Below are 15,086 nucleotides of genomic sequence, written 5' to 3'. Positions count from 1 at the left end.
GGCGACTTGTATCCATGTTAACATGGATACAAGTCGCCAACGCATCATAGACACATCGCATCAAATCACGATGGGAACATTTCGCCCGCGCTGCTGCCGCTCACAACTGGCCGGAGAAAACCGCGCGCCCGTAATTTTCATTCCTCTGACTTCCTATTGGCAGGATAGCCTATTTTGTGATACACACAAAATAGGCGGCGCGGCCCTGTCGGGCCTTAGCGCCCGCAAGCGGGCTTGAGAGATGGATGCAGACGCCCAGAAAGCAGTGGTGAAGAGCGCGTCACGACGCTATGGCGAGGTGACGCACATCCGATTTTCGGCTGACGAGCTGGCCGACCTCAAAGCTATTGCGGAGCGGGACGGCGTTACTGTCAGCGAGGTCGTCCGGCGTCTCGTGCGGGCAGAGGTCGGGCATCTGCCTATCGCGTCAGAGGCGTTGCGGCCGGCGATCGTGGACATGACCGATCAGCTGCGGCGCGTCGGCGTCAATTTCAATCAAGCCGTGCGCGCCATGAACGACGGCCGTGTTGCCCATGATGAGGATCTTGAGCAGGCGTTGATCGCCGTCGGCGACCTGGTGCGGCAGTTCCGCGACGAACTGAAGGCGATGACTGGCGGGTCCCACAAGGCGAGGGAGGCCAGGCCTTGAGTGGTCGTCTTGCTGGCTACGCGGCCGAAATCGAACGCTATCTTCGAGGCGGGTCCGGCGTGAAGCGCGAGGACCTGGACGACGACAAGTCCGCGACGGGCGCCCGACGCGAGGCCGGTGAATTCCAGGCGATGAAGAGTTATGATCGGACCGGTGGCGGCGGACTTCTCGGGCAAGGTCAAGCCGGCTCGACCGTAGGTGGCGGCAGGAACGCCCCTCGTTCGTCGCCGGGAGGATTGGGGGCGGCGGGGAGTTCGATGTCCAGCAGTGCTCCGAAGTCCATTGCTGCTGCGAGCTCGCCCAAGGCCGCTAGCGCGCCGATCATGATCTATGGCGCCACACTTGCCGGTTTCCGGCCGGAAGAGGAGGAGGAAGACTGGAAGCGACGCGGCGGCCGTGGTGGCCGTGATGCAGGTCGCCCGAGCGGTACGGGACGAGCGGTGCAGGCGGTCTATCAGGCGCGGGCCGTGGCGGCACGGGCAGGCTATGCGGCGGGTGCGCAGCCTGCTGTGTTTAAAATCATGCCCAACCCTCCGTCGACCAGGGAAGCGGCCGCTCGGCTGCTCAATTACATCGGGAAGCGCGAGGACGAAAAAGGCGAGAAACACGACATCGAGATTTTTGACGAGGATGGGCAGGTCCTTGCGACAGGCGGCGCACGAAAAGCGTTCCTGGAGACCTTTTGCGAGACGTTCGAACCGCCCCTGGAAAACACCAATTTTCTCGAGGTTCGTTTCGAGCTCGCCGGCCACGTCACCGATGCCGCCTTGAGCGAGGCGCTGAATAAGGCCTTCGGGGCAAAACCGTTCATCTATGCTCAGGACGGACAGACGGTGCAGGTTTACGCGCACACCGATGAGCGGGCTGGACCGCTAGCAAGAGTCTTGGCCGGCGGTCGGGATAACTCGCGCAGCAAGGCGCTCGACAAGATCGAGGCTCGCTTGTCTGACGCGATGGGTGTGGCTGGGGTAGTAGCCAAGGCAGAGGTAACGGCGGCCGTCAGCCGTGAACCCAAAGCAAAATATTTCCTGCAGAAGTTCATCCGCACCCACAACCAGGTTCGCCACGCAAATGGCGAGCATGTACCCGAGGCGAAGAATGCCGCTAAGGCGGCGGCTTCGGTCTATGAACAATGGCGCCCGCAGTTTTCAGGGCGTGAGCGCCGCAATGCCTATCACCTGCTTTTCTCGGCAAGGGCAGGCACCGATGCGAACGCCGTCATGGCTGCGGCGCGCGCCGTGCTCGAGGAGCGCGCGCCTGGATACAAGTTCGTCCTGGCGCATCATAAAGACACCAAGCACGTCCATATCCATGCGATGGTGCAGGCACGGTCAGCTGACGGCGAGCGCCTGAAATTCTACAAGCCGGATCTCGCCGCCTGGCGCGAGACCTTTGCAGAAAAGGCACGCGAGAACGGCATTGCGATGGTGGCGACGCGGCGCATGGACCATGCGATGACGCGGCCGTTCACGAAGGAGCATGCCGGAGCCTACAGCCGCGCCCAGAGCGATCCGCGCTACCAGGTGAGCGCCAGGACGGTCGAGCGGGTGGAGGCCAAGCGGCAACGCCGTATCGATGGGCAATCCCTTGTCGTTAACGGCGATGCAATCGCTGCCGCATGGCAAAAGACTGTGACGACGATGCGGACCGCGGGCATAGTCGGTCAGGCTCTCACGGCGGCGGAGTCGATCGGCAACAATTTGCTGCGGTTCCGTGGCGAGCGGGCAGGGGATGGGCGACCAAGCCCTGCCGCGGATCGCGGAGCCGATCAATCGGGGCAGAAGTCTTTCCTGTCCCATCCCGGTATGAGAGAATTGAATGCACTGATAGGAGATTTGAACATGGCGCAAACCCCCTTGGAGATGCGGCGTCAGATGGCCCGCGTCAATCAGGCTCTGGACAACATGCGTGAGACGCTGCCGCCGGCGCATCAAGGACAGTTCGAACAGTATCGTGAAGAGGTCAACGACAAGATGCACGACCGTCTCGCGCGGCTGCAATTCGAGCGGCAGCAACAGCGTCGTGGTGGTGGCGGCGAGGAGCCAATCCCCGAGCGCGAGGCACGCGGGCGAGACCTCCCAACTCGGGACGATCCCCGCCAGCCGGTTGAGCCGCGCACGGGCACCGAGCAGGAGAAGGTGAGAGCCAAGCAGAAGGACGCAAACAAACAGAAGGCGCGGCAGTCGGAAGAGCAGGACCGTAAAACCCAGCGCTCAAACGATAACGATTACGAGCGCTGAGCAAGAGCCGACCTGGCGTCCTTCCGCAGAGGTCGATCGAAATATCGCTCTCCTCACAACAATTGTCAGGGATGGAGCAATGCGCCGCATCGCGGACGTTGGGTAAAGAGAGAGCCGACGCCTGGTGCGGGCCGGGATTGCCTCGCTCTTCAGTAGTCAAACTCTAGAAAGACATGCGCTATGCGAATTGTCCCGTGAGGAGAGGCAAGTGAGGCTGGGCGAGTGTGTTCCGTGTCAAATTCGGCGGCAGGAGGAAATAGTGAGGACGGAGAATGCTGATAGCCGCCGCTTGTATGCGCCACCATGGCAAGATGGGTAACCAGCCCATCGAGCGCCAAGCGAATGCCGGGCACGATGTTAGCATGGTCGTCGAGCAGCACGCCGCACATCAAAGCGACAGACTGCCCGGCACTGTATTGACCGGTGACAAACCGCTCGAGACCACTGTCTCCAAGATAGGCATTCCGAGACGTCTTTCCTTTCTTGAGACGCTTGAACTCGAAGACCAACTGAATGGTCATCTGCTCGTTGTTCCACGCGAACAAAATATCGGTCCTGCGTTCTTCCCTGATTTCACCAGTGCAAGGATCGACCACATTCCAGACCACTTCGGGTAGCCATGACCCCTGAATGCCCCGGCTGCGGCCCAGCGACTTCGCCCGATCAGTGATCACCTTAGTAAGTTGGGGTTCTTTGGACCGTTTGTTGAAGTTGGCCCGCTCGAAGGAGGACAGATCAGTCCAGGCGTCGAACACCACCTCAGCGGCTCGTTGAATGTGTGGCAGCGGAAACGCTGCGAGCCAATCTGGGTGAGACATTCAGACCAGCAACTTGTTCGTGTCGCCGCTCTGGCGAACTGCTTCGACTAGGCGTTCGGCGTCGCGCAGTGCCATCCGCCCTGTCCAGTTGCGGCGCTGTAGCGGGCGAGCGATATAGAATTTGCTGTCGAACCAGATTTCGACTGCTGGCATGAAGTTAATGCCCTCGGTCTCACGAGGACCAACAACATCGGTGTGCTCTATCTGGGCAAGGAGTGCCTGTACCAGATCCGCATCAACTTTTGAATGTGCGCTGTCTAACGCCCCCTGACTGTCGTCATATTCGATCTTGGCGACCCCGATGGCTCCCGGTTCCGCAGAGCTTGTACTGAAGGTGCTGACATGGAACTTGCCTTTTCCGCCGGACGCGTCCCTCCAAGATGATAGCGCCATAAGAAGCGCTTCAGAATAATCTTTCACATCATCTGTGCCCACACGATCGCGCGAAATCTCGCGTAGTCTCGACATGCTGCGAGGACGGATGGCTGGCATTAACACCTTCACGGTCTCGCGCACCGCCATGACGTCGTGATCATCGAGACCGAAATACCTGAAAACAAGGTCATCGAGCCAATCGTAGCGCCCCTTATAGTGGTCAGCCCGCGCGCCGTCGGGAAGACGCTCCAATACCCGAGTTTCCTCAGCAACCGCTTTGAGAACAGCATGAGCCCTTAACGGATCCGGAGCCTCTCGCGGTCTGAAAAATGGGAACTGATTTAGGTCTGACAGGTGAATGCCGTTCCGCTCAGTGAGCATCTTGGCGTTCGACATCATCATGAAATAGCGAACCAGTGTGGATCGCAGATAGACGGCGAGGAAGCGCAGAAGATCAGCATCCTGCTTCGGCCCGGAGATGACGCCGACGCTACTCGTAAATGCGCCCTTCCCCTCAAGGAATACGGCACGCGGTGTCAAATCATCCTTTGCGAATCCATCGGCGAACAGCACACGCGGGCCATCAAATATTGAGAGCACGTTTTGATCGAGGCCGACGACTTGCCTATGTTGCTGAGGCCAGCGACCAGGCTCCGCGCCGGCTCTTACCGGGGTATCGCCGTTGAGCTGAACGGTGGTGTAGAATGGATAGTCAAAAAGGGGACTGGCGTTGACAGGTTCACGTGTCGCATCCACAAGGTGGATGCCCTTGCGCGAGCCCCAACCAGGCTGGCCATCGATGCGCTGGCCGAGCAAATCTTCAATGCGGCCATACGACCCCAGCCGCGCTATGAGGGCCACATCGTTTGCGTCGCCCCACATATAGTTCGTCAGAATGCCATGGTCTGCGATTACCTCGTTGGTGAGGAGTCTGTGCCGATCTGAAGACTGCAGGCTGAGGCGCCCCATCGAGAGGCTAAGGTCAGCCTTCGGGACGCTGTAGGCGAAGGTCTCTGCGAACGTAGGCTGTTCGTCGGGCGCACGTGCCTCACCGACGAAAACATGGCACGTGTTCTCTGCCGTCGGAAACAGCAGCTGCTGCAGGTCACCGAAGTTGATGATGTGAACTGGGCGGATCAACCGGAACAAGGTGGAGACGAAAATGCGCGACATTTCGCCGAGTAGAAGCGGTATGGGCAGGATCAGACAAACGATCCCGCCAGTCTTGACAAAATCTCGAGCGCGCAAGGAGAAAGCGGCCGCCATCTGTCGACGCACGATCTTGAGTTTGCGCGCGCTGGCCCAGAAATCGGCTTGCGTCACCTTTCCGCCTTTGGCTTCGACCCAAGGTGGATTGGAGATAATGATATCAAAATGCAGACCCGAGAAGGGATGCCTTCGCGAAAAATAATTCCCGGCAGGTCTGCAAATCAAGTTCTTGTTAGCTAGGCTCGGAAGCCGTGCCGCATGTGCTTCCTGTGCATCCAGGATGTCTTTGGGCGCCAGATCCTCAAGCAACGACAAATAAAGACTGAAGGCGGTGACACGGCCCGCCATACGGTTGGTGTCGCCTCCGAAAATCTGCGTAGTGAGAATGTCCCGGCGCTCGCTGAGATTGGTTGAACGCCCCAGCCTGTCTTCGTGGGCTAAAATCAAGCGTCGCAACGCCGTTGTTAACAGGATTCCCGAACCACAGGCCCCATCGAATATAGTAGCGTTGCAGTGATCAGGGCTCGCCGCTAGCGCTTGATCAACAGCAAGCACAGCAAGGTTCCGGGGCGTGTAAAAAGCACCCTCGACCTTCTTCTGCTCCTCTACTAGGAAGGACTCGTACAAGCTTGAGAGCAATTCAACAGGAATGAAGCTGAAGTCATAGTTCCAGAAGGAGCCCTGACCACTCGACATATCTGTCCGCTTGAGAAACTCATTGAGCGTGCCGAAACCCTTCGTATTGAGCTCCTTCCAGAAGTCATGACGATCCTGACCGAGAAAGTCGCCATTAAAATCATCCTGCAGGCAGTCAATAAGATGGGCGATGCCGCTACGATTGGCCTGCGCGATTAGGTGGTGCAGTGGCTCTACGCCCCGACGCTCTCGATACGTCTCGCCGACGATGCCTCTATGTTCGAGGTAGGACACAAACAGAAGCTGCCCCACAAGCAACTGACCGCCGAACTGCAAGGCCTGCTTGGTACGGCCCGATGAAAACCCATCCTCGGTCAATTCTCGAATGACAACACTGATGTTGTGGATGAGCTTATGATCAACCCGACTGGTCAGCTTGAACCATTCTGGGCGCCTTGTCGCCAGGTCAGCACCCTTTACGTCGCGCGCCGACAGCGGCCCGTCCGGGCGAGCGTCATCCAGATCAAGTCTAATTTGATCGGTGTCGTCATCGAGCTTGCTTGCGGGCAACGCAAGCGCTGACTTTCCGTGAATCTCAACGACAATGCTCGCTAGGTTTTGGTTCCAGATCCGCTTTCTGATCCCATCAACTTCCACTTTCGACAGCGGCCCGCCCGACTGACCAACAAAGACGACGGTGGGCGTACCATCGACCGCGAAGACGGCCTGAGCTCGGATGTCGCCGGCTGGATCGAGAAGCGCCCCTAACTCTCTTGCATAAGGATGACGACGCGGGACACCATCCACCGAGCGATGGAGCGAGGAGGCTTCAGCCGAATAGCCTAAATTGTCTAGCCAGTCGGACAAGGTCGCCAGTTCGGCCACAAACACCCCCAAACGTCCCCAAGTGAATCACCGAGGCCCTCGCACACCTCATACACCATCATGGAACAAATCGATTGTTCATAGTGTAACCCAGTTTGGCCGTAGCTTGACGTCCGCTATTTCGCAAGACGATGCCACTAGCCCCGGTCCGCATCCGTCAAGAGTCTTGGGCGCCGGCAAGCGTGCGGAAGTTCCCGAGGAAGGAACCTGTGGGCCACAGTCGATAGCTATGGGGGTTTTTGATTTCGGCTGATGTCAGGGATGCATGACCGCCGCCGGCAGGCGCGGAGTGATGCGGACAGGCTTGTTCTCTCCGGGCGGTACTGCCGGCCCGGCACGCGGCTGCGGCCCTGTCGACATTGATAAGCACAATGACACGCGTGAACCCGTTGCCGGGCGCTGGTGCCTGCGGCTGAACGCTGGATGATGCCATGCCGGCTCATGGACACCTCTCCCGGTTTGTCGGCGTCGCATCTGGCGGTCGACGTGGTTGCTTCCGCCGTTCGAACACCTCGATGACAATTAGGCGTCCGCCACTGCAGGGGCATGGCGTGTGAAAGTCGTCCGGTTCGTCGGGGTTGCCCGCCTCGGGCCCGCGACGACGCCTAGCAGTTTCGCGCGCCAGCGCTAGGCTGGCCTTGCCAGCGGAACCGGCGCTGATTGGGAACTTAGTGATCTCGTCGCGAAGAAGCGCGCGATCGACGCGGGATTTGCGATTGAACTCGACGCGGCGGATCCCTAATAGGCCGGTCAAGGCACAATATCGACGACGATTTCGCGCCGTGTGATCTTGTCGATTCAGACCTCGGCACTACCCGAAACGCGCGGCAATGTCCTCCGCCGCCATGACGTGTGCGACAAGGTCAGGGTAGACAATGACCTTCCGCCGAATTGGAATGCCAGCCTACCCATCGACTAGATCAGGCAAAGCATCTTCAACGATGCTCAGATTTCGATCGAAAGTCTCGGTGTCGGATGCATTGGCGCGTAGGGACCGCACCTTGTTCAGGATCGCCGCAACTGCCGCTTCCTTGTCGGGCGCTATGCGTGTTGTCACCGCTTTGGCCGCCAAAGCGGAAAAATCTATGGCGGGATTATCCGGTACGGCTGCAGCGTCTGTTGCTTTCAGCCGTTCTCTTACGCTTGCGCGCCGGCCCGGCGGCGGAGCTAAACGGCCGGCTTTTGCGGCAAATGTCGCGCCGCGCCGCAGGCGCGTTTGCAAGAGGCCTGAGCGGTAGGCAGATGCTGTCGGCACAATCGTCGGGAGCGCAGGAGATGGAACCGCCGCGGAAGCGTCCAACGCAGGTCTTTTCGCGCGCGAAACCTCGACAGAGGCGGGCAGGGGCATGAACGCGCGTTTGGCTAGCTGGCCGTCAGCGAAATAGAAATTGCGGGTGCCGAGGATCGGCAGTTCGCCACGCGGCAATATGATGACCTTGTTCTGGTCGAGGGTGCGGATTTCATCTGGCCGCATCAGGGGCCGCCGCACTTCCTTGCGGTGCTCGGAGCGAGTGTAATAAGTGTCGAACAACGTTGCCTTGGTGCGCGTCACGTCCTTTTGCACGTCCGACGTTTCGCCGAGCTGCTCGGAAACGTAGCGCAGATCGTCCGCGTCCTGCGCGCCGAAAAAGATCTGCACGCGAGCAGCGTTGATGAGCGTCTTGCGCCCTTCCTGGCGATAGATATCGTCTACGGCCTTCAGCGACTGCACGAAAAACCACATGGAAACGCCGTTGCCGCCAAGCACGCTGGCCATTTCGGTCACGTTCTCGAGCTTGCCGAGGTTCTGGAACTCGTCGAGCAGCACAAGCACCGGATGCTCGTCCGGACGCGGCATAGTTTCCGACATGAAGTTCATCATCTGCGTAATCAGGACATTGAACAACGGTCCAAGCGAGGTGATCTGCTCGCGCCGCACGTCGAGATAAAGAGAGATCCGCTCGCGCTTGAGTTTGCGAATATCGAACGTGCTGCGCGAGGTAGCTCGCATCAAGCGCTCGTTGAGAAAGGGGGCCATGCCGGTCCGCACGCCGGCGTAGATTCCGGAAAACTGCCGCTCAGACATTTCGAAATATGGCAGCAGGGTTTGCAGCGTGAAATGCGAACATTCGCGGCGGCGTTCCTCGCGTAGCGAGCCGATGAATTCCAGCAGCGGCAGCTCGGCGCCGTTCATTGTCTCGAGGATTGCGGCGAAGGTCTTCTTCTCGTTCGGGATCGCAGGCGATTCCATGACGAAGGATGCTATGCCGGTAAAGAGGAGGCGGGCATCGTTGACCCAATAGGGATCCGCGTTCGAAGGGGGGCGCGGAAACAATGCCGCAGCGATGTTGCGAAGGTCGATGTCGCGCTGTGCTGAGTCCAGCGAGATGAAGTCCATCGGATTGTAGCATGCGGTATTGCCGTCCGGATCAGCCGGCGCGAAACGCACCACGCGGCTGATGGTTGAACGGTAACCAGCAGTCGCCGCATAGGTCTCGCCCCGCAGGTCGAGAACCACCAGCGAATGCGGCCAGGTCAAGGCGTTCGGGATGATGAGCGACGTGCCCTTACCGGAGCGCGGCGGCCCTATGACGAAGCCGCCGACATCATCGCCATTAATCCACAATTTCTTGCCGCCGATCAGCCTGCGCTGCGTCAAACGGATCTTGCCGGAGCGCTGATCGCGGCCGGGCGACAGAATTTCGGCAAGCCTGCCGCCGGCTCGGCCGACGAAGACGCCGCCAACTTTTGTCAGACCGGTTTTCGATACATCGCTCATGGTCATGAAGCGAGAGTCATTGCGTTTTCTCGGCCGCATGAGAAACAAGCTTACCAGCGGCAAGAGAAACCCCAATGCTCCTGCTGCAACGGCGTATTGCACGCGGTCAAAATTTCTCGCGGTCACGTCAGCCCAGGCCTGACGAACGACCGGCAAGGGGTTGGCGTTCAGCTGGTCAAACAGGACGTGGGAGCCAGTCCGGTACCAATCTGTCGCGACATAGGCGACCGTGAAGAGCAGGGCGCCCATGGCCATGGCCATGAGCACCATGAAAATTGCTGTTGCGATTTTCTGCATGGATAGGCCCCGCTAGATCGTCTCGGCCTTGGTGAACTTGATCTCGCTGATGCCGCGCCGTCCGCCTTCACTGCGGACCATCTGGACGACCACCGGAATGACCTCGCGCAGGTAGTCGAGGATTTCACTCCGCGAGAGCCCCGTACTGCCCTGCATGACCATGAGCGCCAGCCGCTCGTAGGCGGACCGGGCGGAATTGGCATGAACGGTCGTGAGCGAGCCCGGATGGCCGGTGTTGATCGCCTGGAGAAACGCAAAGGTTTCAGCGCCGCGCAACTCGCCCAACAACAGACGGTCGGGTCGCATTCGAAGCGAGGCTTCGAGAAGCTGTTGCGCGGAGACTTTGGCAAGGCCCTGGTCGCCCTTCGAGGTTATCAGGGTGACGTTGTTGGGAGCCGGCAGCCTCAGTTCGCGGGTGTCTTCGATCGTGATGATCCGTTCATGAGCCGGGATCTCCTTCAGGAGTGCATTCAAGAACGTCGTCTTGCCGGTCGACGTGCCGCCTGAAACGACTATCGAGACGCGGTTGCGCACCGCATACTGCAGGAACTCCATCGGCGAGGTGTCCTGCAGCATTTCGACAAGTCGCTTTTCTTCGGTTGAAAGTGCCAGGCCGCTGCCCATCGCCGTGTTCTCGAATGCGCCACGATCCTTGTAGGCATCAAGGCTCATATCCATGATGACCTGTTTGCGGATTGAGATCGCCCCGCCTTCGGGAGCCGCCGGCGGCAAGATGCATTGGATGCGCTCGCCTGAGGGTAGTGCTGCCGACAGGACCGGTTTTTCTTCGTTGATGACCTGATTTGTCGCCGAGGCGACACCCGTCGAGATGTTGCGGATCCAGCCGGGCGTGACCTCGCGCTTGACGACGTGCTCCATTTCCTTGGCGCCGAGGCGTTCGATGAACAATTCACCTGGCCTGTTGATCGCAATCTCGGAAACCGAGTTTTCGTTCAAATAGGACCATATTGGCTCCAGATGAGCGCGCAGGACCGGGGCTCTTGCCCAAGGGTCGGGGAGGGGATGCACGGCGTTCATTTCACCGGGCTCCCATAGCCGGGATAAAAATGATCCTTCGGCGTCGCGTAGAGAGGCGTCGGATCGATCGCGGTCTTCGGCCGCCCGCCTGCCTTCATTCGTGCAACTTCTTCCTGAACGGGATCGGCGTATAGGTCCGAGAAATCGAGGTCTCGCCGCACCAGCACGACAATCGATGTGCCTTGGTCGACGTAGACCGTCGGGCCGATATTCTGCGTATCGCGAAACGCCTCTTGCGCGAGCTGTTGCAAGGCGGTCGATGACTTATCGAAGGCGATACCGCGGGCGTCGCGCTGCGAGCCATTGCCACCATAAGTTACGGTCGTGGTCTGACCGGTCGCGGGATCGATCGTCGACACCTGGCGCTGTTGTGCACCCTGGCCGCTATTGCCAAGCGAGGACAGATATTCAGAGACGCCACCAACGACGGAAAGCATGATGGCGTTGCCGTACCGTTCAACCCAGTGCGTATCGACGCGGCCGCCCATGCCACCGCGACCGAGCGCGTCTGCGCCAGGCGACTTGATATCGACGGAAATGCCGTCCGAGCGGATGACCCTGCTCCAGACGATGAAAACACGCTTCTGACCACGCGCGAGCCCTGAGCGGTATTCTCCGGTCAGGCGCGAGCCCTTCGGAATGAGGATCCGCCTGCCGTCGAGCGAGAAGACATCCTCACGCACGACAGCGCGCACGGCACCGGGAAGGTCGGTGTTGATGGCGGTTTCCAAGTAGCCGCGAATGCTCGTTCCTTCAGGGATCAACGCATCGGTGCGTCGGAATGCCCTGGCTTTGACGATGTCGGAAGAACTTGCCTCGGACTGCGCCAGGAAGGCCTTGTTGGGATCACTGTCGGCGCCGGGGACCGGGGCGATCTGACCGTCAGGCGCGATTTCGACTTGCGCCGCCTGGGCGCCGACATCTGTCGAGCCGGTTTGATCATTCGTCACCATCTGGTTCGACCGCAGACGTTCCCACACCGCTTTTTCATGCTCGGCCGCCTCCGCTTTACGACGAGCCTCGTCCTCAACCGCCGCCTTGCGTCGGGCTTCTTCCGCCTCAGCCTTGCGGCGTGCCTCCTCGGCCGCCATTTGCGCCTCCAGCGCGCGTCGCTGGGCATCGAGATCGGCGCCCTCCTGCACGGTCTGATCGACATTACCGGCTTGCTGAGCGCCGTTCTGGTCGTCAGCCGGTGGCGGCACCACAATCTGGTCGATCGTGCCGTCGGCAGGTTGCGGCGGTTCGTTCAACGCCGGCGGGCGAAACTCTGGCGGATTGAAGCTTTCCTCGCCATCGCTGCGAACATCGCGCGATACCGGCTCCCGGGGCCAGTTCAGCCATATCAGCGCGCCTACCAGCACTACGCCGAGGCTCACCAGGGCGATCCTGGTACCCACACCCGCACCACGGCGCGCGACCGTTGGGCTGCCGTCCAGTTGGTTATAATCGATCTGGGACATCAGCGCCCTCCGCTGGATCCGAACAGGGTGGACCCGCCTGTCAGTTTCGTTGGACCGTAGACTTGCTCGACGGGATCGATGGGGTTGGGTCGCGCGCGGTTGTAGAGGCAGAGCGTCTTGCCATCGGCCCGCAAGGTGAATTGCCGTGCGACCTTGTCGATGACGGTGTATTTGCCCTGCGTGCGAACGTTGACCAGCGACTCCTGACGCTTGTCGTCGACAACGAAGATTGCCGGAATGTCGCCCTTGAACTCCAGAAACACCTTGGTGCCGTCGTCGAATACGGTGCGCGGCTTCAGGCTGTCATCGCCCTTGTAGGCATAGTCGTAGTTGAGGTCGGCATAATTCAGATCTTTCAAGTCCGGATCGGCGGCGCTCTCCTTAGCCTGTGAGAGCAGGCGCGTGTTGATATCCTCGTCCGGGTATTTGAACCGGACCTGGAAGGATGCCCGGTCACGACTATTGTCGGTCGCCTGCAGCAGCAGGGAATAGACGCGCCGGTTGGTGACCACGTTGACGTTGGTCCACGCATCGCGCTCCAGCGGCTTGACGAAGAGGAACCGCGATCCGCGTTTGGGGATGATCGACCAGCCTTTCGTATCGCCAGCCGACACGGTTTCGATGACTTCGGTCGGGCTGAGCTCGACCATCGTGGAAATCCCAAGAGCGGCGCGCACCGACGTCACGTCGTCGTTGTTGAAGGTGACATATCGGATGCGGCCGTCGCGTGCGGCCGCGCTGTGTATCGCGCCGAGCAGAAGGGCGGCCGACAGGGCGAGGCCCGCGCGCCGTCTCATTGCAGCCTCCCCGCCGCCGGCGCCGATTCCTGGTCGCGGCGGTAATCCGTAACCTGAAATCCCAACGGGTTGTCGAAACGCCATTCGTTCTTGAGCGGCGTTGAGGTGTAGCGGAATTTTATCACCGCCACCCAATTGTCGGCCGTGGACGAATTGTCCCGCCGCGTCGTCGTGGCAAAGCGCACCGAGGCTGTGTTGCGATTGAGCAGGGAAACCGATTTGATCTCGACCGAGACAGTGACACTGCGGCCAAAAATCTTGTCAAGCGATTGCGGGTTTGCAGGCGTGAAAAGCCATGTCAAATCCTTGGATGCGGCGTCGGTCGAATAGAGCTGTGCCAGGTCGTAATTCTGTTTCAGTTCACGGGAATCATAGGTTTCGCGGGCCCTGATGTAGCGCACAAGATTGGCCGCCGTGACGGCCTCGTTCTGCGATAAATCTCCAGGCTTGAGCGCGCGCATGATCTCGAGGTAGCCCGTCGATTTGTCGACCTCTACAACGTACGGTTCGAACTGCCGGAGTGGCAGGATCAGCACGAGCGCCAGCAGCGACAGCACAGCAACCAGTCCCGAAATGCCGCTGACGACCCACGCCAATGTACGCGATCGGCGCATTGACCTGTGCGTGTCGTCTTCCCAGGTCGCGCCTGCCCTGTAATAGCGCTTGTCGACGAGTTCGCGGCTGCTGCTAGCAGGTGTTTCCATTGAGATTGACACTTTAGTATTGCCTCGTTTGCGCGACGATCCCGATCCGATCGAGGGCCGCGATCGGTGACAGTTCTTGTGTTCTAGGCCAGAGGCCTGGCGTTATCGCGCGCACCTTGCTGGATAGCGGTCCGGGTTGCGGCATCGGCCCTTGCTGCTCGCGAAGATCGAAAACTGTTTGTCGCGAGCTGCCGGGCGCCACGAGCGGCGCGGCCTGCGGCCCATCGCGCGCCGGAATAGCGCACGGCATTGCTGCCGAAGTTTCTATAAGGATTGTATGCTCCCACGGCGCTGAGATACCCGCCGCCATTCAGGATCGAAGCAATCGAGGGTATCTGCATGAGAACGTAGATGCCGATGATCGTCACCAGCACCAGGGGCAGCACCAGCGACATCTTGCTGTCCATGGTCGCTCCGCCGGACGTGGCGGTGTTCAGCGCCGCATTGACGAGCGAGAAGTAGAAACCGAGAAAGCCGTAGATCAGGATTTGCTGGATCATCAGGAAGGTGGTGAGCGAAAGAAAGCCTTCGCTCATGCGCGAGGACCATCGGTAAAGCCAAAGGATGATCCATATCGGCGCCAAGGCCAGCGTGATGAACAACATCACTTTGGCGGCGATGATCGCGGCAATGGCAAGCGCTGCGAAGATGATGGCAGACAGCAGGACGAGCAGCGACAAGAGCGCACCAAAAATGTCATAGAAGGATCCGCTGTAGACCTGATTGGCTACGTCCTGGGCCCCTTGGTAGAGATTGTCGATCAGCGCTGGAATTGCCGCCTGGTCGCTAAGCTGATTGCCGGTGGCCCGCGACACGGCGCCGACGATCACCTTACCGACCTCGTCTGGAATGCTTTGCACGAGCTGATAGATCGTCGCGGAAAATGTGCCCCATCCGGTCAGCAGCAGATAGATGATGACGGCGCGGCCGAGGCGATAGGCCGCTTCGATTGGCGAAATCGACTCACGCCCACTCAGGATCGAATAGCCCCACCACACGATATAGAGGGTCAGCATCAGGGTGAAGACGTTGCCCATCGCATTGCCCAACTGCATATAGACGGTGCGAACGAAGTCCTCGCCGATGTTGTCAATGCCACCGAGGATGCTTGCGGCGAGACCGTTCATGGGTCCTCGTCAATGATGCTGGCGAACGGCGTTGAATTGACCGGTTTTAGCGCGCCGCATTCGTCGGTGTGAGCATACGCCAAAGGCCCGCAC

The 15,086-nt window shown here is 59.8% G+C and carries 10 protein-coding genes and 1 pseudogene; 2 read left to right on the top strand and 9 right to left on the bottom strand.

The features are described 5' to 3' along the window. Positions 1 to 241 precede the first annotated feature (241 nt). On the top strand, positions 242 to 649 hold the full coding sequence (locus tag AC1DX6_RS26235; RefSeq protein ID WP_477318717.1) for a plasmid mobilization protein: 408 nt from the start codon (positions 242 to 244) through the stop codon (positions 647 to 649). Continuing rightward, positions 646 to 2,889, top strand: a complete 2,244-nt coding sequence (locus AC1DX6_RS26230) for a relaxase/mobilization nuclease domain-containing protein (RefSeq protein ID WP_477318715.1) — start codon at positions 646 to 648, stop codon at positions 2,887 to 2,889. Before AC1DX6_RS26235 ends, AC1DX6_RS26230 begins: the two co-directional genes overlap by 4 nt. Before the next feature lie 149 nt (positions 2,890 to 3,038). Here the strand turns inward: AC1DX6_RS26230 and AC1DX6_RS26225 are convergent, their stop codons facing one another. The 9 genes and pseudogenes from AC1DX6_RS26225 to AC1DX6_RS26185 all read right to left on the bottom strand — a co-directional run bounded on the left by AC1DX6_RS26225 (position 3,039) and on the right by AC1DX6_RS26185 (position 14,993). Continuing rightward, positions 3,039 to 3,647, bottom strand: a complete 609-nt coding sequence (locus AC1DX6_RS26225) for a Fis family transcriptional regulator (protein WP_477318713.1) — start codon at positions 3,645 to 3,647, stop codon at positions 3,039 to 3,041. Positions 3,648 to 3,707: 60 nt separating this feature from the next. After that, a complete protein-coding gene (locus AC1DX6_RS26220) occupies positions 3,708 to 6,812 on the bottom strand; it encodes an Eco57I restriction-modification methylase domain-containing protein (RefSeq protein WP_477318711.1) in 3,105 nt (1,034 codons plus the stop codon). 439 nt (positions 6,813 to 7,251) lie between these two features. After that, positions 7,252 to 7,470: pseudogene (locus AC1DX6_RS26215) on the bottom strand (IS91 family transposase); the annotation flags it as partial. Between the two features lie 246 nt (positions 7,471 to 7,716). After that, positions 7,717 to 9,867, bottom strand: a complete 2,151-nt coding sequence (locus tag AC1DX6_RS26210; RefSeq protein WP_477318709.1) for a type IV secretory system conjugative DNA transfer family protein — start codon at positions 9,865 to 9,867, stop codon at positions 7,717 to 7,719. Between the two features lie 12 nt (positions 9,868 to 9,879). After that, a complete protein-coding gene (virB11, locus tag AC1DX6_RS26205; RefSeq protein WP_477318707.1) occupies positions 9,880 to 10,905 on the bottom strand; it encodes a P-type DNA transfer ATPase VirB11 in 1,026 nt (341 codons plus the stop codon). Further along, the gene (gene virB10 / locus AC1DX6_RS26200) at positions 10,902 to 12,365 is read right to left on the bottom strand and encodes a type IV secretion system protein VirB10 (RefSeq protein WP_477318705.1); all 1,464 of its coding nucleotides are present in this window, start codon (positions 12,363 to 12,365) and stop codon (positions 10,902 to 10,904) included. The genes virB11 and virB10 overlap by 4 nt, the downstream gene beginning before the upstream one ends. Then, positions 12,365 to 13,162: a TrbG/VirB9 family P-type conjugative transfer protein gene (locus AC1DX6_RS26195; RefSeq protein WP_477318703.1), complete on the bottom strand. Its 798-nt coding sequence runs from the start codon at positions 13,160 to 13,162 to the stop codon at positions 12,365 to 12,367. The genes virB10 and AC1DX6_RS26195 overlap by 1 nt, the downstream gene beginning before the upstream one ends. Continuing rightward, positions 13,159 to 13,866: a VirB8 family type IV secretion system protein gene (locus AC1DX6_RS26190; protein ID WP_477318701.1), complete on the bottom strand. Its 708-nt coding sequence runs from the start codon at positions 13,864 to 13,866 to the stop codon at positions 13,159 to 13,161. The genes AC1DX6_RS26195 and AC1DX6_RS26190 overlap by 4 nt, the downstream gene beginning before the upstream one ends. 83 nt (positions 13,867 to 13,949) lie before the next feature. After that, positions 13,950 to 14,993, bottom strand: a complete 1,044-nt coding sequence (locus tag AC1DX6_RS26185) for a TrbL/VirB6 family protein (protein WP_477318699.1) — start codon at positions 14,991 to 14,993, stop codon at positions 13,950 to 13,952. Positions 14,994 to 15,086: the final 93 nt, after the last annotated feature.

This window comes from Mesorhizobium sp. P2_C4, from assembly GCF_056404575.1.
The sequence above is the reverse complement of the archived record's forward strand: the minus strand, read 5'-3'. Positions and strand labels throughout refer to the sequence as shown.